This is a genomic window from Sphingomonas melonis (genome assembly GCF_013409985.1).
In the GTDB taxonomy this organism is placed as follows: Bacteria; Pseudomonadota; Alphaproteobacteria; order Sphingomonadales; family Sphingomonadaceae; genus Sphingomonas; species Sphingomonas melonis_A.
The window spans coordinates 12,609-36,125 of the sequence record NZ_JACCBY010000004.1; the positions used below are offsets into that span (position 1 = coordinate 12,609).

Sequence of the window (23,517 nt, forward strand, 5' to 3'; positions counted from 1 at the left end):
TCCGCAATTGGGCGACTGCGGAACGGCAGCCTTCCCAATTGGGAACGATCATCGAGACGGCCGGAGCGTGGGACAGCCCGCGATCGTAGTGACCGACCGGCTTTCCCAAAACCTGTTCCCGGATGCGTTTCCCCGAAACTGCCCGTTGGACATGGAGAAACGGGACGCTCCGCAAACGCGCGTATGTGTGACGGAGCGACTGTCCGGCTCGATTGTCATCGAACGGTGTCATCTAACCCGTCACGCGATCTATGCACTCTAATCGGTCCCGGCTCGGGGCGGAATGACACGCTTGGGACCGATCCTTAGCGTATGATTTTGAACATCTCCTCACCGGCCCCCATACCGGCCGGCGACGGAATCCGACGCGCCGTAAACGGGCGTGCCCGCCCCCGCCGGAGGACGGTGCCGGTCGGCGATCAGTCCCGCGGCGCGCGCGCGATCACCGCTTGGGCGAGACGCAGCCGCGCCTTCCAGATCTTCACGGAGGGATGGCCGGCGGCCAGACCGGCGAGGCGGCTTTCGATCTGCGCCGCCTCCCGCCGCGCCGCCTCCAGCTCGGTGGCGGTCGGCGCTGGCTGGATATTGGCGCGCGCATGTGCGCCGGTGCGTCCCTTGCTCTTCGTCATCGACACCCGATGGTCCGAGAGGCGGGCTGCGGTCAATGCACCGCGTCCCGCCGTCCAACCGGATGAGACGATTTCGCGCGCGGCGTGATGACCGGCCATGTCGTAGGCAGTGGCGTCCGCCCCCTGCCTTGCATATAGCCGCGCGCATGTCGCTTTTCCCACGTGCCTCGCACCGCCTTGTCCTCGCCGCACTGCTGCCCGTGCTCGCGGCCCCGCTTCCGGCCAGCGGCGCGGCCGTGCGCCGGCAGGCGGCGCGCAGCGCGACGCCGGCCCCCGTTAAACCGAACAACGGGATCATCCCGTTGCCGCTGAATCCGGTGGTGCCGGCCGGTCAGCGCCTGTGCTCGGCGCAGACGCCGTCCGGGCTGGGCTATACGATGCTGCGCCCCGGCACCGGCGCCAAGCCGGGTCAAAGCGACGTCGTGCTGGTCAATTATATCGGCTATCTCGCCGCGACGGGGGCGGTATTCGATCAGGGCATGCGCTCGCCCTTGCCGGTCAATGGCGTGATCCCCGGCTTTTCGCAGGGATTGCAGACGATGGCCAGATCCGGCGTGGCGCGGTTCTGCATTCCCGCCGCGATGGGCTATGGCGCGCAGGCGTCGGGCCCGATCCCCGCCAATGCCGATCTCGTCTTCCAGGTCGAATTGCTCGACTTCAAGACCGCCGCCGAGGTGGAGAGCATGAACAGCGCGCAAGCCGCCGAGCCCGCCGCGCAGAAAGCGCCACCGCCACCGTCGCAGCCCCAGGCGCAGCCGCAGCCGTGATCGCGAAGGTCCGTTAGGGCGACAGCGTGGACGATACCGGGCGGACACGATGATCCATCGGCCCCGGATGCGCGTACCCCGGTCATCTGAGCAGCCCATCCATGCCGAGCCTCATCGACATCCATGACCCCGCCGATCCGCGGATCGACAGCTATCGCGACATTCGCGAGCGCGACCTGGTCGGGCGCGCCGGGCTGTTCGTCGCGGAGGGCAAGGTGGTCGTCGAGAAGCTGGTCGACAGTCCGCTGCACGGACTCCTCTCGCTGCTGATCGGCGCAAAGCGTGTCGACGGGCTCCGTCCGCTGCTGGCGCGGCTTCCCGACGACCTGCCCGTCTACATCGCGGCGCAACCCGTCCTCGACGCGATCGCCGGCTTTGCCGTGCATCGCGGCATCCTCGCGATCGGCCGCCGCGCCGCGCCGCTTGACGGCGACGCGCTGCTCGCCCGCATCCGCGGCGATGCGAACGTCCTGCTCCTGTCCGGCATCGCCAACCATGACAATATGGGCGGCATCTTCCGCAACGCCGCCGCGTTCGGCGCGGCGGCGGTCCTGCTCGATGCCGATTGCTGCGATCCGCTCTACCGCAAGGCGATCCGCGTGTCGGTGGGGGCGACGCTGCTCGTCCCCACGGCCCGGCTGGCGCACGGCGACGATGCGGTCGCCCTGCTCGAACGCCACGAGTTCACGCCTGCCGCGCTGAGCCCCGCCGGCGCCACCGCGGTCGCGGACTGGCGGCCGGCGGCGCGCAACGCCGTGCTGCTCGGCGCCGAAGGCCCCGGGCTCTCCCCCGAACTGCTGCATCGCACGCAGAGCCTGTGCATCGCCATGGCGGCAGGGTTCGACTCGCTGAACGTCGCGACGACATCGGGGATCGTGCTGCACCATCTCGCCACCGCGCCGCGTTGAGCCGGCGCCCCGCGGGGGGCGCCGGTCGGGTCATTCGCCGCGTTCGCGGGCTGCGAAGGCGTTGAGCTGCTGCAAGGTTTCGTCGAACCGGCCCTCGGCCTCGGCGCGACGGAGGAAGCCGACGCGCTCCACCAGGATCTCGGGCGGGGTCGGTTGCTGCGACAGCAGCGCCATCACCTCGTCGGCGAAGGATTCGAGCGGCTGGTAACCCGGCCGGCTCTCCTGACCGGGAGTAAGCGCCGTCTGCACCCCCGGTGGTGCGAGTTCGATCACCTCCACCTTGCCCTTCAACGCCTCGCGCAGCGTGACGGTGTAGGAATGGATCGCCGCCTTGGTCGCGTTGTAGGTCGGCGTCACGATCAGTGGCACGAATGCGAGGCCGGAGGTGACGTTGACGATCACGGCATCGCGCTGCTGCACGAGATGGTCGATCAGCGCGTTGGTCAGCCGGATCGGGCCGAGCAGGTTGGTGGTGATCGTCGCCTCGGCGTCGGCAAGGTCGCGCGAACGGTCCAGCGCCTCGAAACGCATGATCCCGGCATTGTTGATGAGGACGTTGAGGCCGGGATGTGCGGCGAGCAACCGGCGGGCGAAGTCGGCGATGCCGTCCGCGCTCTCCACGTCGAGTTCGATCGCGTGCATATGCTCGCGCCCCGCCATCGCCCGATCGAGCGCATCGCGGCGGCGGCCGGCGACGATCACGGTATTACCCGCGTCGTGCAGACGGTGCGCCAGCGCCTCGCCGATCCCCGAGCCGCCGCCGGTGATGAGGATGGTATTGCCCTGTGGTGTCATGAGATCTGCTGCTCCTGCTTGGAGCCCGTGATGTAACGCTCTACGCTCGACCGGGAAGAAGGCACTGGAAATATCGATACTTACCAGAAGGAGAGCGACCCGTGTCCGCGCTGCCGTTCCATGATGCCACCCTCCGCAGGACCCGCCGCATCGCGGAGACGGCGCCGCCCGACGGATGCGATCCCAAGGTGGAGGCGCTGGTCAACGATCTGATCGGGCGCGTCGCCGACAAATGGACGATGATCATCCTGGAGGTGCTGGCCGAGCATGGCGAGCTGCGCTTCACCCAGCTGTCCCGGCGCGTCGGCGGCATCAGCCAGAAGATGCTGACGCAGACGCTCCGCCAGATGGAGCGCGACGGCATGGTGACGCGCACCGTCCATGCCGTCGTGCCGCCACGCGTCGACTACCGGCTGACTGACCTTGGCGGGAGCCTCGGCGCGGCCTTCTGCGGCGTCTGGATCTGGGCGGAGGACAATCTGGCGCGCGTCGAGGCGGCGCGGGCGGCGTTCGACGGGCAATAGCCGCGCGCGTCAGGCCGCGGCCGCCAGCGCCGTGCCCGGCGCGAGCGTCAGCCGCCGGTCGCACAGCGCGAGCAGCGCCGGGCGGTGGGTGACCACCACCAGCCCCTGCCCCGTGCGCGCCAGCCGCCGGGCGAGCCGCTCGACCACCGCGCGTTCGGTCGCCGCGTCGAGCGCCTCGGTCGGCTCGTCGAGCAGCAGCCAGGGCGCCGTGCCGAGATAGGCGCGCGCCAGCGACAGGCGGCGCCGCTCGCCGCCCGACAGCCGGACGCCATCCTCGCCGATCCAGCCGTCGAGCCCTGCCGGCAGTGCGCGGACGCACGCGTCGAGGCAGGCGTCGGCCAGCGCCTCCCACAGCAGCGCCTCGTCGGCATCGGGCCGGGCAAGGCGCAGATTGTCGCGCACCGTGCCGGCGATCAGCTGCGCGTCCTGCGGCGACCAGGCGACATGATCGCGCAGCACCGTGGCGGGCAGCGTCGCAATGTCGCGCCCGCCGAGCTGGACGCTGCCGGGCGTCGCAGCGCGCAGGCCGACCAGCTGTTCGACCAGCGTCGTCTTGCCCGCGCCCGAGGGGCCGGTGATCGCGACCCGCGCGCCGGGCGGGAGCGGCGCGAGGCCGGGCAGCCGCAGCACCGGACAGAGGCCGGCAGGCGCCTCCGCCGCCGGCGCCGGGCGGAACAGCGCGGCGAGCCGTGTCACCGCCGCCTCGGTCGCTCCGGCGGCGGCGCGGTCACGTAGCAGCGGCGCCAGTCCGTCGATCGTCATTGCCGCAGCCAGCGCGCACAGCGCGGCGACCGCGACGCCGGCGGGCATGGCGGCGAGAAAGGCGAGGAGCGCCGCGATGGCGAGCGTCGTCGCGAGCAGCGCCTCGACCAGCCCGAGGACGCGCGCCTGCCGGCGGCGGGCGGCGGCGAGTTCCTCGTCGAGGCGCGCGATCGCGGCGAGCACCCCCTCCTCCATCGCGAAGCAGCGCAGTTCGGCGGCGGCGGCGAGATGCAGCGCGACCGTCTCGCGCAACGCCCCCTGCAGGTGCTGGATCGCGCGGCCCGGCGCGCGCAGGCGGCGCAGCAGCCACTCCCCCGCGACCAGCATCGCCAGCGCCGGCAGTACGATGGCGAGCGCCACGCCCCAACCGGCGATCAGGCCCAGCGCCGCGCCGCTGCCGATCGCGGCGATTGCGCCCCAGCGGGCCGGCCGCCGCGCCACCGCCATTTCGATCGCTGCGACATCGCCGACCAGCCGCGCCGTCGCCTCGCCGCTGGTCAGCGCCAGCGCCGCGGCGGGCGGGCTCGCGGTGATCGCGCGGTAGAGCGCCGGACGGATATGCGCGAGCACCGCGAAGGCGGCGCCATGGCTCGCCAGCCGCTCGCCGTAGCGGGCGCCGGTGCGGACGATCGCCAGCAGCCGGATCGCGGCACTCGGCAGCATATAGTTGAACGCCAGTGCCGCGGCCGGACCGGCGAGACCCGCCAGCCCCGCGGCGACGAGGAACCAGCCCGACAGGCCGAGCAGCAGGACCGTCGCCGCCGCGACCGCCGCGGCGAGCAGCGTCGCCTGCGCCAGCGGCCGGCGCTGGCGGCGCAGTGCCGCATCGAGGATCGTGGTGAAGTGCGTCACAGTCCGTCTCCGAGGCGGATGACCCGGCCGGCGATCGCGGCGAGCCGGGGCGAATGGGTGGCGATGATCGCGGTGCGGCCGGTGCAGGCGCGGGCGAGCGCGGCGACCATCGCCGCCTCCGCCGCCGCGTCGAGATGCGCGGTGGGTTCGTCGAGCAGCACCAGCGGCGCATCCTTGAGCAGCGCGCGCGCGATGCCGATCCGCCGCCGCTCGCCGCCGGACAGGCCGCCGCCGCGCGCATCGACGGGCGCGTCCAGTCCGCCAGGCCGCCGCGCCAGCATCGGTCCGAGCCCGGCGGCGGTCGCGACGGTGGCGATCCGCGCGCGGTCCGCCGCCGGATCCGCCAGGCCGATCGCATCGGCGATCGTACCGAGAAGGATCAGCGGCTGCTGCCCGGCCCATGCCGCGTCCGCCGCGAGGCTCGCGCCCGGTGCGAGCGGCACGCCGTCGACATGGATGACACCGTCGCAGACCGGGGCGAGGCCGAGCAGCGCATGCAACAGGCTCGTCTTGCCGCTGCCCGACGGGCCAAGCAGCGCGATCGTCTCGCCGGCTTCGATGGCCAGCGAGAAACGCGCGACGGCGGCGTGGTCGGTGTCGGGATAGCGGATCGTCACCGCGTCGAAGCGGATCGCCGGCGGCGCGATCAGGCGGGGTGACGCGATGACGGCGGGGGCGACGAGCAGCGGCGCGAGGCGCTCGCTCGCGGTGTCCGCCTGCTGGCGCTCGTGATAGGCGGCGGCGAGCCGGCGCATCGGCAGGTAGAATTCCGGCGCGAGCGCCAGCACGAAGAAGGCGCGGCCGAGATCGAGCCGCTCCGGCGCGGGAAAGGGCAGCGCGCCGAGCAGCGCGAAGCCGCAATAGACCGCGACCAGCGCGACCGACAGCGCCGCGAAGAACTCCAGCGCGCCCGACGACAGGAAGGCGACGCGCAGCACCGCGAGCGTCCGCGCCGCGAGATCCTCCGACGCGCGTCCGATCGCCGCCGCGGTCCGCGCCTCGGCGCGGAAGGCGAGGACGACGGGCAGCGCGCGGACCCGGTCGGCGAAGGTCTCGGTGAGCCGCGACAGCGCGACGAACTGGCGGCGCGACCGGTCCGCCGCCGCGCCGCCCGCCAGGATCATCGCCGCGATAAAGGGCACCAGCGTCGCCACCAGGATCGCCGCCGCCACCGGGCTGGCCCAGGCGATCGCGGCCAGCACGACGAACGGCGCGATGGCCGCCGCCTGCCGCGCCGGCAGGAACCGTGCCGCATAGCCGTCGAGCATGTCGACCGCGTCGATCGCGGCGGTCGCCAGCGTCGCGGACCCCGTCACGCCGGGGGGCAGCGCCATGCCGGCGCGCATCACCCGCAGGCGGACCGCCGCGGTCGCGGCGCGGCCCGCGACCGCGCCGCGATCGGCCACTGCCAGCGCCAGCCCGCCGCGCAGCGCGCCCGCCAGCAAAGCGAGCGCCAGCCATGGCAGCGCGGCAGCCAGCGGTACGGCATGGACCACCGCGCCCGCCAGCCCGCCGGCAAAGCCGATCGCGGCGACCGCATCGGCGACCCATAGCATGGCCGCGGCCCGCACCGACCGCATCGGCAGGGGCAGGGAGCGGAGGGGGCGGCGCGCGGCGGTCGTGGACATGCCGGACCGATACAGGCCGCCGCCGCGCCGCCGTATACGGGAAATCCCGCATATCGACCGGACCGCCCAGCAGCGATGGAGCGACCAGCCCCGCGACGGTTCGCGGGCAAGGGAGGAGACCCGCCCCGTGGACCCGTCCGTCATCGACCTGTCGCGGCTGCAATTCGCGCTGACCGCGCTCTATCACTTTCTGTTCGTGCCGCTGACGCTCGGCCTCAGCTTCATGCTCGTCATCATGGAGGCGATCTATGTGATGACCGGCCGCGCCGTCTGGCGCCAGGTGACCCGCTTCTGGGGCAAGATCTTCGGCATCAATTTCGTGCTGGGCGTCGCCACCGGCCTCACCATGGAATTCCAGTTCGGCACCAACTGGTCCTATTTCTCGCATTACGTCGGCGACATCTTCGGCGCGCCGCTGGCAATCGAAGGTCTGATGGCCTTCTTCCTGGAAGCGACGTTCGTCGGCCTGATGTTCTTCGGCTGGGACCGGCTGTCGAAGCTCGGCCATCTCATCGTCACCTTCATGGTGGCACTCGGCACCAATCTGTCGGCGCTGTGGATCCTGATCGCGAACGGCTGGATGCAGAATCCGGTTGGCAGCAGCTTCAATCCGGCGACGATGCGGATGGAGGTGACGGATTTCGGCGCGGTGCTGTTCAATCCCGTCGCGCAGGCCAAGTTCGTCCACACGGTCAGCGCCGGCTATGTCACCGCCAGCGTCGTCGTGCTCGGCGTGTCCGCTTTCTGGCTGCTCAAGGGCCGCTGGATCCCGGTGGCGCGGCGCTCGATGACCGTCGCCGCCGCCTTCGGCCTCGCCGCGTCTCTGTCGGTCGTCGTGCTGGGCGACGAGAGCGGCTATGCGCTGACCGACAACCAGAAGATGAAGCTCGCCGCGATCGAGGCGGCCTGGCACACCGCCCCCGCCCCCGCCGGCCTCACCCTGTTCGGCATGCCGAGCATGGCGACGCACGAGACGCGCTACGAGGTGCAGGTGCCCTGGGTACTCGGGCTGATCGCGACGCGCAGCCTCGACGGCACCGTCACCGGCATGTCCGAACTGGTGCTGCAGGCGCAGGAGCGGATCACCTCGGGACAGGTCGCCTATGCCGCGGTCCAGCGGCTGAAGGCCGACGCCGGCGACGCCGCGGCGCGCGCCGCCTTCGAGGCGCACAAGCGCGACCTCGGCTATGCGCTGCTGCTCAAGCGCTACGTCGAGAATCCCGCCGCGGCCACCCCGCAGCAGATCGAGCGCGCCGCCTGGGACACGGTGCCGAGCGTGCCGCTGATGTTCTGGGCGTTCCGCATCATGGCCGCGATCGGCTTTGCGATGATCGCGCTGTTCGCCACCGCCTTCGTCCTGTGTTCGCTGCGCATGCACATGGACGTGCGCTGGTTCCTGCGCTGTGCCGTGGCGGCGATCCCGCTGCCGTGGATCGCGATCGAGCTCGGCTGGATCGTCGCCGAACTGGGGCGGCAGCCATGGGCGATCGACGGCGTGCTGCCGACCTTCCTGGCGGCGTCCAGCCTGACCCCGGCGATGGTGATGACCACGATCGCCGGCTTCACGCTGATCTACGGCGCGCTCGCGGTGATCGAGCTGCGGCTGATCCTCGCCGCGATCCGCCACGGCCCGATCGAGGACGAGGCGCAGCTGCCCGCCGCCGCCGCCGCCCCCATCCCCGCCCGCCCGCTGACCGCCTGAAGGAGACGCGACGATGTTCGATTATGAGATGCTGCGCCTGATCTGGTGGGCGCTGCTCGGCGTGCTGCTGATCGGCTTCGCGCTGACCGACGGCTTCGACCTCGGCGTCGCGGCGCTGCTGCCCTTCGTCGCCCGGACCGACCCGGAACGGCGGATGGTGATCAACTCGATCGGCGCGACGTGGGAGGGCAACCAGGTGTGGTTCATCCTCGGCGGCGGCGCGATCTTCGCGGCCTGGCCGTTCGTCTATGCGGCGAGCTTCTCGGGCTTCTACCTCGCGATGTTCGTCGTGCTCGCGGCGCTGATCCTGCGCCCGGTGGGGTTCAAATACCGCTCGAAACGGCCCGACCCGGCTTGGCGCAGCCGCTGGGACTGGGCGCTGTTCGTCGGCGGGCTGGTCCCCGCGCTGGTCTTCGGGGTGGCGGTCGGCAACGTGCTGACCGGTGCGCCCTTCCGCCTCAACAGCGACCTGCGCATCTTCTACGACGGCAGCTTCCTGGCGCTGTTCAGCCCGTTCGCGCTGCTGGCGGGCCTGCTGTCGGTGGCGATGCTGGTGCTGCACGGCGCGGCCTGGCTGGCGATCAAGGTCGAACACGGCCCGGTCCACGACCGCGCCACCGCTTATGGCTTCGCCGCGGGCATGCTGGCGCTGCTGCTGTTCGCGATCGGCGGGCTGCTGATGACCCATATGCTCGGCTGGGAGATCGTCGGCACCGTCGCTACCGGGGCGCCCTCCAACCCGCTCCATACCGACGCACGGACGGTCGAGGGCGGCTGGCTCACCAATTACGCGCGCCATCCCTGGATGCTGGTCGCTCCCGCCCTCGGCTTCGCTGGCACCGTGCTGGCGCTGGTCGGCATCTACGGCCGGCGGGGGGCGCTGGCGTTCGGCGGATCGAGCGCGGCGGCGGCGGGGATCATCGCCACGGTCGGCTGCTCGATGTTCCCGTTCATCCTGCCGTCCAGCATCGATGCGCATTCCAGCCTCACCGTCTGGAACGCCTCGTCCAGCGAACGGACGCTCGGCATCATGCTGTTCGTCACCATCGTCTTCCTGCCGATCGTCCTCGCCTACACCGCCTGGGCCTATCGGGTGATGTTCGGCCGGGTCACCACGCAGGCGGTCACCAGCCACCCCGATTATTACTGAAAGGCACGCATCATGTGGTATTTTTCCTGGATCCTCGGCCTCGGACTCGCCGTCGGCTTCGGCATCCTCAACGGCATCTGGCACGAATTCCACCTGCCGGCAGACGAGGAATGACCGTCTTCCACGCCGATCTCGCGGCGCGCCCGGTGCCGCGCTACACCAGCTACCCGACCGCGGCGGACTTCACCGCGGCGGTCGGCGCCCGGCAGCAGGGACTCGCGCTGTTCGCGGTCGATCCCGGCACCGCCGTCTCGCTCTACGTCCATGTGCCTTATTGTCGCGAGATCTGCTGGTATTGCGGGTGCAATACCGGCGCGGTCGGGCGCGAGGGGCGGCTGGGCCAGTATCGCGAGGCGCTGCGCACGGAGATCGCGACCACCGCCGCGCTGATGCGCGGGCGGGTCACCGCGGTGCATTTCGGCGGGGGCAGCCCCAACGTGCTCCCCGCCGCCGACCTGCTCGCGATCGGCGCGGCGATCCGCGCCGACTTCGACCTTGCCGCCGATGCCGAATGGGCAATGGAGATCGACCCGCGCGGGTTCGATGCGGCGCAGGCCGATGCGCTCGCCGCCACCGGCATCACCCGCGTCAGCATCGGTGCGCAGACCTTCGCGCCGCATATCCAGCGCGCGATCAACCGCATCCAGCCGTTCGACCGCGTCGCTGCCGCCGCGCAGGCGCTGCGCGACGCGGGGATCGAGCGGATCAACCTCGATCTGATGTACGGCCTGCCGCACCAGCGCTGCACCGACGTGTCGGAGACGATCGCCGCGGCGCTGACGCTGGCGCCGTCGCGGGTCGCGATGTTCGGCTATGCGCATCATCCGGCGATGCTGCCGCGCCAGCGGATGATCGACGGCGCGGCCCTGCCCGACGCCGCCGAGCGCTTCCGCCAGAGCGCGCTGGCCGACGCTTTGTTCACCGCCGCGGGCTATCGCGCGATCGGCTTTGACCATTTCGCGCGCCCCGACGACAGCCTTGCCGTGGCCGCGGCGGCGGGACGGCTGCACCGCAACTTCCAGGGCTTCACCGACGATCCGGCGCGGATCGTCGTCGGTCTGGGCGCGTCGGCGATCAGCCGCTTCGACACGCTGATCGTCCAGAACGAGAAACATGTCGGCCGCTATCGCGAGACGGTGACGGCGGGCGCACTCGCGGGAGTGCGCGGGGTGCGCTGCGATGCCGAGGACCGGTTGCGCGGCGCGATCATCGAACGCATCCTGTGCGACGGCGAGGCGGATATCGCCGTCCTCTGCGCCAGCGCGGGGGCCGATCCGCACCGGTTTGCGGCGGCGATGGGCGCGCTGTCGCCGCTCGCGGCGCGCGCCATCGTCGATCGCCGCGACTGGCAGGTCAGCGTCCCCGCCGCCGCCCGCCCCTATCGCCGCCTCGTCGCCGCCGCCTTCGACCCGCGCTGGCAGAACCGGGGCAGCGCGCTGTGACCTGCCGCCGGGCCGATCGTCGCAGCACCGCGGTGATCGGGCGGATCGGGGAGCGGGTAAGCGACCGCTATCGCCTGGTAGCGGACGCTTAACCTGCCTGTTCGGCGTCGCCGTCCGGGAAGCGGCTCTCCATTTCGTTGAAGTGCTCGTCGCTCGTAAAGCCGCAACCTAGATCATAGAGATACAGCGTGACCGGGCATCGCTGTCCATTCGCCCATGCTATCGCCTCCTGCACCGAGACGGCTTCAAGAGCATCGTAGTCGACGGCGATTGACGGGTCACTTGCTGGTGCTTGGTCGGCATCAGCACAACTGTTGTCGTGCTCCACAGCCTCTACGATCGCGTTGACCTCTCGCCAGCGATAAGGCCGCGTTCGTTTGTCTATTACGTTCCACAACATAAATGGTGTGTAGCGCCAACCAACCGCTCCGCAACGTCCGCTTTCCTCCCGGTCCCAGACATTCTCGAAACCCCATCAATTTCAGGAATGCCCGTGCCGTCTTGATCGCCGTTCGTGTGCGAGAATGGCCGCTTCGGCCCACCAGCAAACTTCTGCTTGATTGTCTTAGCACCCCATATCGCCGCCCAAGTTTGCAGACCGAGGGTGGTTGGACCAGGCCGGGAGATTGACCGCTGCCGCGGAGCAGTTATTTTGCTCGAAAGGGGATTGACTGTGCGCTTGTATAGGGTGCTGCCTTTGGCAGCGATTGCGCTGCTCAGCGCGTGTGGTGGCGAGGGTGGCACTTCAGGCACTCCTATCACCAGCGGGTCGGCATCGCCTCCAACGTCGCCCCCGGGCCCGACCCCCACGCCGACGACGGGGAGCTTGAACACGGGCGAGGTCAAGCCGTCGACCGGAAGCGCTTTCCTAGCCGCTACCATGTCTCTGACCACCCTCGGCGGGGTCAGCCAGACCAATGGAATTATCACGGGCGGTTTGACGGCTGACAGAACCACCGCGCTCGACACGCCGCAGTTTCAAGCAAGCTATAGCCCGTTCGCTGGTTACTCCCTTTCTGACGCATTCACGTCCACCACGTTCGGGAGTGGTCAGCTGTCTGGTGACTCAACCGTTTCAAACGGCAACGGAGTCGTGTCCTTCGCAAGGCTGACAGGTGCGGTTGAAGATTACCTCGCCCTGTATCAACAATCTACATATACTTCCAGCATCAAGGGCAGCGGCTATACAACGGCGAAGTACGGCGGCACGGCAGGCTGGCAACACACTATCGTTAACGGATAGACCCGTGCAACAAGATTAAACTATTTCGCTTATGGCGTTCCTACTCCGGTCGCGTCGATGCCGCACACGGGAATCGTAAAATTCGCGATGCTTTCTTCCGGGAATTACGCGACCGACTCGGATTTATGGTTTCTCTCGAGTGGAAGCGGTAATGTGATTAGCGTCGACTTTGCAACGGGCCAAGTTTCGGGGCAACTCGGGCTGGGTGGTCAGAACTTCTTCAAGAGCGTCGTTGGGGGGATCGGCGGCATACCTCTGGACGGCTCGATTTCGGGTAACGCTGTCATGAGCTCTTTCACCAACGCCAGTCTCAGTACGTCCGGTCGGGTAAGTGGGCAGTTCCGCCTCCTCTTTGTCGGCCCCAATGCGGATGAACTGGTACTCACCTTCGTCGCGAATGACGGGACGCAGGCCGCTGTTGGCGCGGCCATCGGACTCCGCGATCCCTACCTGACCTAGCTAGCACTCTGCGTTCACCTGCGCGGCGCGTGACCCATGCTGAACGCAGCGTGCCGGTCTGGTCGCGATGCCCCTTTCGACCCAGAACCGGGCATGCGCGAGCCTTTTCTTGTCCTCCGACTCCCGCCATCCGTTCATGTCGATCTTTGGGCCGCGTTGTAGGCTGCACCGGCTCCCCGACCTAGTATAAAGCCTATATCAAGCCGCCATCTCGGCGGGGAGGATGCGGTCACCGACAATGCCGAAACTGTTCCCATCCACCACCACTTGCGGGGAGAGCGGACGGCAGTTGTAGCTCGACGCCATTGCTGCCCCATATGCTCCGGTCGTGTGAAAAACCGCCAGATCGCCGCGACGCATGCGATCGATGCTCTCCGCCATGCCGAACGTGTCTCCGGTCTCGCAGACCGGCCCGGCAATATTAGCGACCATCGTCTCACCCCCTGGACTGACTGCATGGAAACGATGATAGGCATCGTAAAGCGCAGGTCGGGCCAAATCATTCATGGCGGCATCGACGATCACGAATGGACAGGTCGGACCTGGCTTGACCCAGATGACGCTGGTGAGCAGCACGCCCGCCGGTCCGGCAATGACGCGCCCGAGGAGCATCGACTTGCTTGTGGTCTGGCGGTAGAAGCCAGCATCTAGAGGACGCGAGCAGCTGATGAACTGAAATCAGCCAATATGCGATCGACCCGCTTAACAAGCAAACAAGTGGTTCAGTGGAAGTGGAAGACTCCGCCTGCTTCAGCCGCCACGAACCGCTCGTGCGCAATGCCTGCTACCTGTAGTGCCGCGGTCAATTCCTCGACTGCCGCTCCACGCGCCTCGTCGGTAAGTTGGAACGTCCCCCAGTGGATGCCGAGCGCGCGATCTGCACCGACATGGGAGAAGATCCGCACCGCCTCCGCCGGATCGACGTGTTGCGCCGCCATGAACCAGCGCGGTGCATAGGCACCGATCGGGATCAGCGCGACATCGGGCGCCCCGAGGCGCGCACGGACCTCGCCGAAGATGCGACCATCGCCGTAGCCGGTGTCGCCGACGAACCAGATCGCACCGGCAGGCGTCTCCAGATAATGGCCGCCCCACAGCATCATCCGCGTGTCGCTCGGCCAGCGGTTCGACCAGTGATAGGCAGGCGTCACTATCGTCCCGATGCCGTCACCAAGCGTTAGCCGGCCCCACCAGTCACCGGTGACGCAACGGGCTGCCGGTACAGCCGCCCGCACGATCGCATCCTTGCCGAGCGGCATCACCATCAGCGGATCGTGGACCGCGTGCAGCCGCTGCAATGTCGCGATATCGAGATGATCGTAATGGCCGTGGCTGAGCAGCACGACGTCGATCGGCGGCAGGTCGTCGAACGCGATGCCCGGCGCCGTCACCCGCTTCGGTCCGACCCGGCGGAACGGACTCGCCTGCTCCGACCAGACCGGATCGGTGAGGATGTTGCGGCCTGCCGCCTGAATCAGCAGTGAGGCATGGCCGACCATCGTGATGCGCAGCCCGTCGACACGCGCCTCGGGCTTGGCCGGCACGATCGGCATCAAGGCGGGCCATTTCGCCGCACGGCCGCCGGCCTTCCAGCGCAGCATGTCGGAGAGGCTGCGATCGGTGCTTGCCTGACCGGGATTGAAGAAGCGGGTGCCGTCGAAATGATCGCTCGGCGGGCCATCGTAGTAGCGATTGCGGGCCATCGGTCAGGCGACCCGCATCATCTGCGAGGGATAGGCGGTGAGCATAGTCAACGCCTCCTCGACCGGGGCGGTCAGCCAGCGCTCCTGATCCTCGGCGAGCAGGATCACCGGCATCGCCTTGGGGTGTTTCGGCGCGACCAGCGGATTGGGCTCGGTCGTGCAGAAAGCATAGACCCGGTCGTGATCGGCATCGACCTTCCACAGACCGGCGAAGCACGGCGCCGGCTGGTCCTCGACGGTGAACCACCAATTGGTATCGCCCGGACCCTGCCGGTCGGAGACAGCCTTGGGTTCGGCGAAGCGGGTGAAGGGCACGAGGCAGCGATGCTCGGTCCGCAACAGCCAGGGCTTCCACAAATTGTTGTGCAGATTACGGGCGTTGGTCCACCAGTCGTAGAGGAACGGCAGTTCCCCCTCGCGTGGGGCACGCTTGCGGGGCTTGCGCGTCGGAAACCCCCAGCGCATCGTGCTCAGCACCCGCCGGCCATCTTCGTAGCGCACGACATAGCCGGGCTTGCCGGGGGCGGCATAGTCCTTCTCGATCCCGAGCACATTGGCCGCGTCGTCGACCGCGGCGAGCGCATCGAAATAGCTGCGCGGATCGACCTTCAAGTTATAGAGATTGCACATCTTCGTCTTCGATCACGAGCGATGGCGCGAGACAAGCTTCTTCCACGTCGCCTCGTCCGGATAGGGCAGCGGCGTGCCGGTCGGCGGTTCGCGACCGACCGTGACGCGCGGTCGCGCCGTTGCTTTCTGCTCACGGCAGCCGGCGCAGCACAGGCGCGCCGCGACGGCGGGCAGACCATCGTCCCAGCCGCGGCGGTTGAACATCCACCACAGGCATACCGCATCCAGCACCCGGACATGACCACAACGCGGGCAGGTCAGGCGCAACGTCCGCTTGTACAGCGCACATTGCTCGAGCGTGCGCAGGCGACGCCCGACATGGTCGTAGTCCGCTCGCGCTGCCCCCGTCGTAGCTGCGGACCCGGCCGCGTCGATCCCGTTTCGGTTCACCGAATCTCTCCCGTAACGCCTTGACCCTTCGTCAACAATCCTGGAACATATAGCGAACAGATGAGTCGCAACAGCCATGTCCGCTAACCCCCAACCCGACGATGCCCTGGCTCGCTTGCGCGAGGAGCTGGGTGCCGTACGCGGGCCGAAGCTGGCGGTTCTGCCCTTCGACATCGATGCGATCGACACGCGACTCGCCGAGGGCGGACTCGTGCTGGGCGGCCTGCACGAGGTGTCGCCGGCGACGCCGACGCTCACCGACGATGCCGCGGCGACGCTGTTTTCGGTCGGCATCGCTGCCCGCGCTGCCGCGCGGTCCGGCAAGCGCGTGCTCTGGGCGCTGACCCGCTTCGACCTCTACGCCCCCGGTCTGGAGCAGGCCGGGCTCGACCCGGCGACGTTGCTCTTCGTCGAGGCACGCGACGACAAACAAGTGCTCGCCGTCATGGAAGACGGCCTGCGCCACGGTGGGCTCGCCGCGGTCGTCGGCGAGGTCAAGCGGGCCGATATGGTCGCGACGCGGCGGTTGCAGCTTGCTGCGATGAGCGGCCACGCCCCGGCGCTGCTCGCGCGCCGCTGGCGCAAGGCGGGCGTCGAGCCCCTGTCCGATCTCTCGGCGGCGATGACGCGCTGGCGGATCGCCTGCGCGCCCTCCGAGCGGCTGCCGGCACCCGGCGTCGGCCGGGCACGCTGGACCGTCGACCTCGCGCGCCAGCGCGGCGGTCCTCCCTTCACCCTGCAACTGGAGGCATGCGATGACACGGGTCGCCTCGCTCTACCTGCCGCACCTCGCCATCGAGCGACTGCGCCGGATAGAGCGACCGCGCGCGCTGCCTGAACCGCAGCCTGCGCCATTGCTGCCGATCGACGACGACCCCGGTGCCTGCTCGGTACCGCGGGGCGGCGGCTGGCGCCCGGGCGCGCGATGGGCGCGCGACGACGGCGCACGCGCAGCGATCGAAGAGCAGGCTGCGGCACTGCCGCGCCACCAGCAGCCGACGATGCGCGAGCTCGGCCGGCGCTCCGAGGCGGCGGATCATCCGTTCAAGCGACCGGTGTCGGCAGGAAGCACGCGCAGCCCGTTGCCGGTGGCCGTGCCGGTTGCGCACGCGGTGCCGCTGGTCCTCGCCGAGCAGGCCGGTCAACGCCACGTTATCACCGCCGCCTGTCCCGCCGCGCTTTCGCTCGGCCTGATACCCGGCATGGCGGTGACGCAGGCGCGCGCGCTGGTGGCAGAGCTTGACGTGCGTGCCGCCGATCCCGCCGCCGATCGCGCTGTGCTCGACAGCCTCGCGCTGCATGCGGTGCGGCATTGGACACCCACTGCGGCGGCAAGTGGCGCGGACGGGCTGTGGATCGAGCTGACCGGTACGGCGCACCTTCATGGTGGCGAGGCGCGCTTCTGCCAGCGGCTGGTCCGCTTCTGCCGGCGCTTCGGCTATACCGCACGCGTCGCGGTGGCGGGAACGCCGGGCGCCGCGCACGCCCTCGCACGGTTCGGGCGTGACGCGATCAGCGCCATCCCGAACGGCGGCGAGGCGCAGGCGCTCGCCGGACTGCCGCCCGCGGCGCTTCGCCTGACGCCCGAGGCGCTGACCGCCGCGGCGCGGTTCGGGCTCGACCGGATCGCCGATCTGCTGCCGCTGCCGCGCGGGCCCCTCGCGCGCCGGCTGGGGCTCGCCAGCGTGCGCCGTCTCGACGAGGCGCTTGGTCGGGTGGCGGAACCGATCGTGCCGGTCGTGCCGGAGGAGACGCCACTGGCCCGTCGCCGCCTGCTCGAGCCGATCGTTACCGCCGAGGCGATCGAACAGGTCATCCGCGATCTTCTCACCGATATGATCGGGCTGCTGCAGGAGCGCGGCGCCGGCGCCCGCACGTTGCTGCTCGTCATCGAGCGGATCGACGGCAGCGAGCAGCGGCTCGCCATCGGTACGTCGCGACCGACGCGCGACGCGGCCCATCTCGCCCGCCTCTTCCACCTAAGGATCGAGACGATCGATCCGGGCGACGGCATCGAGACGATGCGGCTCGCCGCCACCCGCACCGATCCGCTCGGCGCGACCGCGCTCGCTGCCAGCCTCGCCGGCGACGATGCGCCGCCGGATGTAGCGACATTGGTCGACCAGATCGGCGGCCGCGTCGGCGAGGCCGCGCTGTTCACCGCCGCACCGGTAGAGAGCGACGTGCCCGAACGCGCTGTCCGCCGCACCGCGCCGCTCGCTGCCCCGACGGGCTGGCCGGCGTGGCGGCGGCCGGTGCGGCTCCTCAATCGGCCCGAGCCGCTTATCGGCGTGCTGGCCTTGCTGCCGGACGCGCCGCCCCGCCGCTTCACCTGGCGTGGCCGGGTCCATGCCGTCGTTGCCAGTGACGGGCCCGAGCGCATCCACGGCGAATGGTGGCGGCGCGACGGCGAGCTATGGGCGGTGCGCGACTATTTCCGCGTCGAGGACGATACCGGCGCGCGCTTCTGGCTGTTCCGCCGCGGCGATGGCGTCGATGGCGCGACCGGCGACCTCAGCTGGTATTTGCATGGGCTGTTCGGCTGATGACGACCCAGACGACCTATGTCGAACTCCAGGTCACCAGCCACTTCTCGTTCCTGCGCGGTGCCTCCAGCCCGGACGAGCTGTTTGCGGCTGCCGCGCTGCTCGGTCATGCCGCGCTCGGGCTGACCGATCTCGGCAGCGTCGCCGGGCTGGTCCGCGGCTGGGAGGCGCAGAAGGCGACCGGCGTGCGGATGATCGCAGGCGCACGGGTGCGGCTCGACGACGGGCGCATGCTGCTGCTCTACCCGACCGACAAGCCCGCCTGGTCACGCCTCACCCGTCTGCTCACGCTCGGCAAGTCGCGCGCGGGCAAGGGCGGCTGCGCGCTGGCGTGGGAGGACGTCGTCACCTGGAACGCGGGGCTGATCGCCATCCTGCTTCCCGATCTGCCCGGTGACGCCACCCGCAGCGATCTCGGCGATCTGCACGAGGTGTTCGGGGACCGTGGCTATTGTGCGCTCACCTTCCGGCGGCGGCCCGACGATGCGATACGCCTGCACGATCTCGCCCGGCAGGCGACCGACGCACGGGTCGCAACCGTAGCGGTCGGCGACATCCTCTATCATGCGCCTGACGCACGGCTGTTGCAGGACGTCGTCACCGCGATCCGCGAAAAATGCACCGTCGATACGCTCGGCTATCGTCGCGAACGCCACGCCGACCGGCACCTCAAATCACCGGGAGAGATGGAGCGTCGCTTCGCCGCCTTCCCCGACGCGATCCGCGCCACCGCCGAGATCGCGCGCCGCTGCACCTTCGACCTTGGCGAGTTGAGCTACCAATATCCCGACGAGCGCGTCGTCGACGGGCTGACCGCGCAGCAGGCGCTCGAACAGCTTACCGAGGCCGCCGTGGAACGCCGGTTCCCCGACGGCGTGCCCGCGCAATACCGGACGCAGATCGATCACGAACTGCGGCTGATCGCCGAACTCGCCTATGCGCCCTACTTCCTGACCGTGAACAGCATCGTCGCGGAAAGCCGACGCCGCGGCATCCTGTGCCAGGGCCGCGGCTCGGCGGCAAACAGCTGCGTCTGCTTCATGCTCGGCATCACCTCGATCGACCCGATCAAGCACGAGCTGTTGTTCGAGCGGTTCATTTCAGGCGAACGCCGCGAGCCGCCCGACATCGACGTCGACTTCGAGCATGAGCGGCGCGAGGAGATCATCCAGTGGATCTATGAGACCTATGGTCGCACCCATGCCGCATTGACCGCGGTCGTCACCCGCTATCGCGCGCGTGGCGCCGTCCGCGAGGTGGGCAAGGCGCTTGGGTTGCCCGAGGATCTCACCAAGGCGCTCGCCGGGCTGGTGTGGGGTTGGAGCCAAGAAGGCGTCGGCGAGAAGCAGGTCCAGCAGCTCAACCTTAATATGGAGGATCGCCGGCTGAGGCTGGCGCTCGATCTCGCCCGCAAGTTGATCGGCACGCCGCGCCACCTTTCGCAGCATCCCGGCGGCTTCGTGCTGACGCATGACCGGCTCGATGACCTCGTCCCCATCGAGCCCGCCGCAATGGTCGACCGGCAGGTGATCGAATGGGACAAGGACGACATCGACGCGCTGAAGTTCATGAAGGTCGACGTGCTCGGCCTCGGCATGCTCGGCTGCATGAACCGCGCCTTCAACATGCTGGAGGAGGCCAAGGGTATCCGCGTCGGCATGGCCGACCTGCAGGACGACGATCCCGACGTCTATGCGATGATCCAGAAGGCCGACACGCTCGGCACCTTCCAGATCGAGTCCCGTGCGCAGATGAGCATGCTGCCGCGGATGAAGCCGGCCCGCTTCTACGATCTCGTCATCGAGGTGGCGATCGTGCGGCCGGGGCCGATCCAGGGCGACATGGTCCACCCCTATCTGCGCCGCCGTGAAGGGCGCGAGAAGCCGGACTATCCGCGGCCCGAGCTGCGTGCAGTGCTCGAGAAGACGCTCGGCGTGCCGCTGTTTCAGGAGCAGGCGATGAAGGTCGCGATCGCCGGGGCAGGCTTTACGCCCGCCGAGGCGGACCAGCTCCGCCGCGCGATGGCGACGTTCAAGTTCACCGGCGGGGTCAGCCACTTCTTCGACAAGCTGGTCGGCGGCATGGTCGAGCGCGGCTACCCTCGCGACTTCGCCGAACGCACGTTCAAGCAGATCGAGGGGTTCGGCAGCTATGGCTTCCCCGAGAGCCACGCCGCCAGCTTCGCCAAGATCGCCTATGCCAGCTGCTGGATGAAGCACCATCATCCCGACGTGTTCTGCGCCGCGCTGCTCAACGCACAGCCGATGGGCTTCTATGCGCCGGCACAGGTCGTTCGTGATGCCCGCGACCACGGCGTCGAGGTGCGTCCCGCCTGCATCAACGCCAGCCGGTGGGATTGCACGCTGGAGCCGGGCCGCGGCCGCTATCTCGCCGTGCGCCTCGGGCTGCGACAGGTCCGCGGCCTTGCCAACGCGCATGGCGCGGCGATCGTTACCGCGCGCGGGCAGATGCCGTTCGGCTCCGTCGAAGAGGTCTGGCGCCGTGCCGGCGTGCCGCGTGCCGCTATCGAACGGCTGGCTGAGGCGGACGCGTTTCATGCGCTGGGCGAAAACCGGCGGCAGGGCCTGTGGAAGGTGAAGGGACTCGGCGATGCGCCCTTGCCCCTCTTTGCCGCCGCCGAGGCGCGCGAGTCGCTGTTCAGTCCGGAAGGACTGGAGCCGGACGTCAGCCTGCGGCCCCTGTCCGATGGCCGCGAGGTCGTTGAGGATTACCGCGCCCTGCAGTTGTCGCTGCGGGCGCACCCGCTGGCCTTCCTGCGGCAGGATCTGACCCGGCGTGGCATCACCCGCTGCGCCGATCTCGCGAACATCAAGGATGGCCGTCACGTCGAGGTGGCCGGGATCATCCTCGTCCGGCAGAAGCCGGGATCGGCCAAGGGCGTGCTGTTCATCACCATCGAGGATGAGACCGGGATCGCCAACGGCATCCTGTGGCCCGACCGCTTCGAGGCCCAGCGCCGTACGGTGATGTCGGCGGCGATGATCGGGATGAAAGGGCGCGTGCAGAAGGAGGGACAGGTGATCCACGTCATCTGCGACCGGATCATCGACCATGGACCGCTGCTCGCGCAGGTCGGCCAGATGGACTTCCCTCACGCGACCGGGCGTGGTGACGGGGCGCGGCACGGCGGCTCGCCTGACCGGGGTGATGCCGGCTGGAAGCCCGGTCCACGCGACAGCTACTGGCCGCCGCATAGCACGGGCATGAATCCGGAAGATGTCGTGCGGGTGAAGTCGCGCGACTTCCACTGATCGGTGTCGCGCCATCAGCGGATCATCATCGACTTGTCGCTCCATATCCTCCGCGCCGCCGCTGCGCGGTCGGACAAGGGGAAAGTCGACACGATCGAGGTGCGGCTCGCGCTGCGCTGTCTCGTCGCGCATTGCCCCGAACGCTGGCCGCTCGACATGTTCTGGAACTCCGCTGGGACGGATCATGATATCGGGCGGGCGCAGGGCTGCACCGCCGCACTGAATGGCATAGTTCGGCAGGTCGAAGGCGTCTGTCGCTTGTTTTGACCCGCTTGTGGATATCCAAAGCGAACGGGTGGCTTTTCAAAGCGGCCGTTTGTTCAACGAGCGATCCGGGGGCCGCGATCTCACGGCCAACGGCCCTAGAACCGAGCCTAGCCCGCTTTGGCCCCCGTCAGACGTTCCCAGTTTGCGAAGGCGAAACCACGGCGAGCCGTGTCGTCCAAGTCGACGGTTCCGAGGAAGTGACGTGCTCCCCGTTTTCAGGCCGCTGATAAGTTAGCTTCGGTGTCTTCAAGCCCCTGGCGGGGGCGGTTGGTGAACTCGGCGGGTGCCATGCCGCCGAGGCTGCTGTGCGGACGCACGGTGTTGTAGTCCGTCCGCCATGCCTCGATGATCCGCCTCGCCACAGCCAGCGAGGGGAACAGGTGCTCGTTCAGGCACTCGTCGCGCAAGCGACCATTGAACGATTCCACAAAGCCGTTCTGCTGCGGCTTCCCGGGCGCAATGTAATGCCACTCGACGCCAGTGTCCTGACACCAGGCGAGCACGGCATGACTGGTCAGTTCGGTGCCATTGTCGCTGACGACCATGCACGGCAGCCCGCGACGCTCCGCAATTGTGGTGAGTTCGCGGACGACACGCCGGCCTGACAACGAGGTGTCGACGATGCACGCCAGGCATTCCCGGCTGTAGTCGTCGATGACGTTGAGCACGCGGAACCGCCGGCCGCAGGCCAATGCATCCGATACGAAGTCGAGCGACCAGCGCTGGTTGGGTCCCTGCGGGATTGCCATAGGCGCCCGCGTGCCCAACGCCCGTTTCCGGCCGCCACGCTTGCGCACCGTCAGCCGCTCCTCGCGATACAGCCGGTACACCTTCTTCAGGTTCATGCCCTTGCCTTCGCGCCTGAGCAGGATCGCCAGCCGGCGATAGCCGAACCGGCGACGCTCGTTGGCGATCTCGCGCATCCGCTCGCGGACAGCATCGTCCTTTCCGCGAAGCGGCTCATATTGCCACGCCGACCGGTTGACCCCGACCAGCCTGCAGGCGCGACGCTCGGAGAAGCCGTGGTCGGTCATCAGCTTCTCCACCGCAGCGTAGCGATCCACAGACCGGGTCAGTTTTTTCCGAGCAGATCCTTCAGCGCCGACACGTCCAGCATCGACTCCGCCAGAAGCTTCTTCAGTCGCCGGTTCTCGTCCTCCAGCGTGCGCAACCGCGCCGCCTCCGACACGGTCATTCCGCCGTATTTCGCCTTCCAGTTGTAGAACGTCGCATCGCTGATCCCGTGCTTCCGGCACAGCTCGGCGGTCTTCACGCCAGCCTCGTGCTCACGCAGCACGCCTATGATCTGATCCTCGGTAAATCGGCCTCGCCGCATCGCTCGTCTCCATCTGACGAGCTAACTTACCAATGGCATGATTGCCGGGGAGCACGTCAAGCGCCACCGCATTGCCACTCGCCGCCTGATCAGGCTGACCGTTCTGTCGGCAGCATGATCGGGAACTGTTTGCCGGCTGCGCACGCTGCGACAGCCGGCATGCGTATTAGCCGTTGAGTGCGTCCTTGACCGCCTTGGCGGGGACGAACGTCAGCTTCTTCGAAGCAGCGATCGGGATCGTCTCACCTGTCGAAGGGTTGCGACCTTCGCGCGCAGGGCTGTCCTTGACCTTGAACTTGCCAAATCCGGCGAGCGAAACCTCGTCGCCCTTCGAGGCTGCCAAGACGATGGCAGCCAGCAGGCCGTCGACAACCTTGCGGGCGTCTGCCTTGCTCATGGCGTGGTCGGAAACGAGCGTTTCGGCAAGATCGGCATTATTCACGTTGGTATTCTCTACTTATAACGCGCCGCCCGTAGCGGCTTCGAAGTGAAATGGCGATTGCTGCCCGATG

Annotated in this window: 23 protein-coding genes and 1 pseudogene; 13 read left to right on the top strand and 11 right to left on the bottom strand. The window is 68.7% G+C overall.

Annotation, left to right across the window (positions count from 1 at the left end; genetic code table 11):
• Positions 1-419: 419 nt before the first annotated feature.
• The gene (locus HD841_RS13610) at positions 420-629 is read right to left on the bottom strand and encodes a hypothetical protein (protein ID WP_179509445.1); all 210 of its coding nucleotides are present in this window, start codon (positions 627-629) and stop codon (positions 420-422) included.
• Positions 630-775: 146 nt separating this feature from the next.
• Here HD841_RS13610 and HD841_RS13615 point away from each other — a divergent pair, with 146 nt between their 5' ends.
• Both HD841_RS13615 and HD841_RS13620 read left to right on the top strand, forming a co-directional pair.
• On the top strand, positions 776-1,396 hold the full coding sequence (locus HD841_RS13615) for an FKBP-type peptidyl-prolyl cis-trans isomerase (RefSeq protein WP_179509446.1): 621 nt from the start codon (positions 776-778) through the stop codon (positions 1,394-1,396).
• 101 nt (positions 1,397-1,497) lie between these two features.
• A complete protein-coding gene (locus HD841_RS13620) occupies positions 1,498-2,304 on the top strand; it encodes a TrmH family RNA methyltransferase (protein ID WP_179509447.1) in 807 nt (268 codons plus the stop codon).
• Between the two features lie 30 nt (positions 2,305-2,334).
• On the opposite strand, the gene HD841_RS13625 is transcribed toward HD841_RS13620, so the two are convergent.
• Complete coding sequence (locus tag HD841_RS13625; protein ID WP_179509448.1) at positions 2,335-3,099, bottom strand: SDR family oxidoreductase; 765 nt, start codon at positions 3,097-3,099, stop codon at positions 2,335-2,337.
• A gap of 110 nt (positions 3,100-3,209) precedes the next feature.
• On the opposite strand from HD841_RS13625, the gene HD841_RS13630 reads away from it, so the two are divergent.
• Positions 3,210-3,623 carry a winged helix-turn-helix transcriptional regulator gene (locus HD841_RS13630; protein ID WP_373563039.1) on the top strand — a complete coding sequence of 138 codons (414 nt, stop codon included), beginning with the start codon at positions 3,210-3,212 and terminating at the stop codon, positions 3,621-3,623.
• Positions 3,624-3,632: 9 nt separating this feature from the next.
• Here HD841_RS13630 and HD841_RS13635 read toward each other — a convergent pair whose 3' ends face one another.
• Both HD841_RS13635 and cydD read right to left on the bottom strand, forming a co-directional pair.
• Positions 3,633-5,237: an ATP-binding cassette domain-containing protein gene (locus HD841_RS13635; protein ID WP_179509450.1), complete on the bottom strand. Its 1,605-nt coding sequence runs from the start codon at positions 5,235-5,237 to the stop codon at positions 3,633-3,635.
• Positions 5,234-6,865 (bottom strand): thiol reductant ABC exporter subunit CydD, encoded by a 1,632-nt coding sequence (gene cydD / locus HD841_RS13640; RefSeq protein ID WP_179509451.1) that lies wholly within the window; start codon positions 6,863-6,865, stop codon positions 5,234-5,236. The genes HD841_RS13635 and cydD overlap by 4 nt, the downstream gene beginning before the upstream one ends.
• A gap of 127 nt (positions 6,866-6,992) precedes the next feature.
• On the opposite strand from cydD, the gene HD841_RS13645 reads away from it, so the two are divergent.
• Genes HD841_RS13645 through hemN form a run of 4 tightly spaced genes read left to right on the top strand, consistent with a single transcriptional unit; the run spans position 6,993 to position 11,159 of the window.
• Complete coding sequence (locus HD841_RS13645; RefSeq protein WP_179509452.1) at positions 6,993-8,567, top strand: cytochrome ubiquinol oxidase subunit I; 1,575 nt, start codon at positions 6,993-6,995, stop codon at positions 8,565-8,567.
• 13 nt (positions 8,568-8,580) lie between these two features.
• On the top strand, positions 8,581-9,717 hold the full coding sequence (cydB, locus tag HD841_RS13650; RefSeq protein ID WP_179509453.1) for a cytochrome d ubiquinol oxidase subunit II: 1,137 nt from the start codon (positions 8,581-8,583) through the stop codon (positions 9,715-9,717).
• Positions 9,718-9,729: 12 nt separating this feature from the next.
• Positions 9,730-9,831, top strand: coding sequence for a cytochrome bd-I oxidase subunit CydX (cydX, locus tag HD841_RS13655; RefSeq protein WP_179509454.1), 102 nt, complete (start codon positions 9,730-9,732; stop codon positions 9,829-9,831).
• The gene (gene hemN, locus HD841_RS13660; RefSeq protein ID WP_179509455.1) at positions 9,828-11,159 is read left to right on the top strand and encodes an oxygen-independent coproporphyrinogen III oxidase; all 1,332 of its coding nucleotides are present in this window, start codon (positions 9,828-9,830) and stop codon (positions 11,157-11,159) included. Before cydX ends, hemN begins: the two co-directional genes overlap by 4 nt.
• An 88-nt stretch (positions 11,160-11,247) precedes the next feature.
• On the opposite strand, the gene HD841_RS13665 is transcribed toward hemN, so the two are convergent.
• The gene (locus HD841_RS13665) at positions 11,248-11,487 is read right to left on the bottom strand and encodes a hypothetical protein (protein ID WP_257015570.1); all 240 of its coding nucleotides are present in this window, start codon (positions 11,485-11,487) and stop codon (positions 11,248-11,250) included.
• Positions 11,488-12,039: 552 nt separating this feature from the next.
• Here HD841_RS13665 and HD841_RS13670 point away from each other — a divergent pair.
• Together HD841_RS13670 and HD841_RS13675 are read left to right on the top strand one after the other, a co-directional pair.
• Positions 12,040-12,402: a hypothetical protein gene (locus HD841_RS13670; protein WP_179509457.1), complete on the top strand. Its 363-nt coding sequence runs from the start codon at positions 12,040-12,042 to the stop codon at positions 12,400-12,402.
• A 153-nt stretch (positions 12,403-12,555) separates the two neighbouring features.
• Positions 12,556-12,861, top strand: a complete 306-nt coding sequence (locus HD841_RS13675) for a transferrin-binding protein-like solute binding protein (RefSeq protein ID WP_179509458.1) — start codon at positions 12,556-12,558, stop codon at positions 12,859-12,861.
• Positions 12,862-13,059: 198 nt separating this feature from the next.
• On the opposite strand, the pseudogene HD841_RS13680 reads toward HD841_RS13675, so the two are convergent.
• From HD841_RS13680 to HD841_RS13695, 4 genes and pseudogenes are all read right to left on the bottom strand, one after another.
• Positions 13,060-13,464: pseudogene (locus tag HD841_RS13680) on the bottom strand (diaminopimelate decarboxylase family protein); the annotation flags it as partial.
• 119 nt (positions 13,465-13,583) lie between these two features.
• Positions 13,584-14,564, bottom strand: a complete 981-nt coding sequence (locus HD841_RS13685; RefSeq protein ID WP_179509460.1) for an MBL fold metallo-hydrolase — start codon at positions 14,562-14,564, stop codon at positions 13,584-13,586.
• 3 nt (positions 14,565-14,567) lie between these two features.
• Positions 14,568-15,194, bottom strand: a complete 627-nt coding sequence (locus tag HD841_RS13690) for an SOS response-associated peptidase family protein (protein ID WP_179509461.1) — start codon at positions 15,192-15,194, stop codon at positions 14,568-14,570.
• Between the two features lie 12 nt (positions 15,195-15,206).
• Positions 15,207-15,584 carry a hypothetical protein gene (locus tag HD841_RS13695; protein WP_179509462.1) on the bottom strand — a complete coding sequence of 126 codons (378 nt, stop codon included), beginning with the start codon at positions 15,582-15,584 and terminating at the stop codon, positions 15,207-15,209.
• 76 nt (positions 15,585-15,660) lie between these two features.
• Between HD841_RS13695 and HD841_RS13700 the strand changes: the two genes are divergently transcribed.
• From HD841_RS13700 to HD841_RS13715, 4 genes are read left to right on the top strand one after another with little or no spacing between them, the layout of a single operon-like run.
• Positions 15,661-16,422 carry an ImuA family protein gene (locus HD841_RS13700; protein WP_179509463.1) on the top strand — a complete coding sequence of 254 codons (762 nt, stop codon included), beginning with the start codon at positions 15,661-15,663 and terminating at the stop codon, positions 16,420-16,422.
• Positions 16,340-18,130, top strand: coding sequence for a Y-family DNA polymerase (locus HD841_RS13705; RefSeq protein WP_179509464.1), 1,791 nt, complete (start codon positions 16,340-16,342; stop codon positions 18,128-18,130). The genes HD841_RS13700 and HD841_RS13705 overlap by 83 nt, the downstream gene beginning before the upstream one ends.
• Positions 18,130-21,402: an error-prone DNA polymerase gene (locus HD841_RS13710; RefSeq protein ID WP_179509465.1), complete on the top strand. Its 3,273-nt coding sequence runs from the start codon at positions 18,130-18,132 to the stop codon at positions 21,400-21,402. Before HD841_RS13705 ends, HD841_RS13710 begins: the two co-directional genes overlap by 1 nt.
• Positions 21,403-21,435: 33 nt before the next feature.
• The gene (locus HD841_RS13715; protein WP_218845563.1) at positions 21,436-21,669 is read left to right on the top strand and encodes a hypothetical protein; all 234 of its coding nucleotides are present in this window, start codon (positions 21,436-21,438) and stop codon (positions 21,667-21,669) included.
• Positions 21,670-21,884: 215 nt separating this feature from the next.
• Here HD841_RS13715 and HD841_RS13720 read toward each other — a convergent pair.
• Both HD841_RS13720 and HD841_RS13725 read right to left on the bottom strand, forming a co-directional pair.
• Positions 21,885-23,005, bottom strand: a protein-coding gene (locus tag HD841_RS13720) for an IS3 family transposase (protein ID WP_179509467.1) whose coding sequence is annotated in 2 segments (ribosomal slippage) — positions 21,885-22,750 and positions 22,750-23,005 — 1,122 coding nt in all. Because the reading frame shifts where the segments join, the coding sequence is not laid out codon by codon here.
• A 166-nt stretch (positions 23,006-23,171) separates the two neighbouring features.
• Positions 23,172-23,447, bottom strand: a complete 276-nt coding sequence (locus HD841_RS13725) for an HU family DNA-binding protein (protein WP_179509468.1) — start codon at positions 23,445-23,447, stop codon at positions 23,172-23,174.
• Between the last annotated feature and the right edge of the window lie 70 nt (positions 23,448-23,517).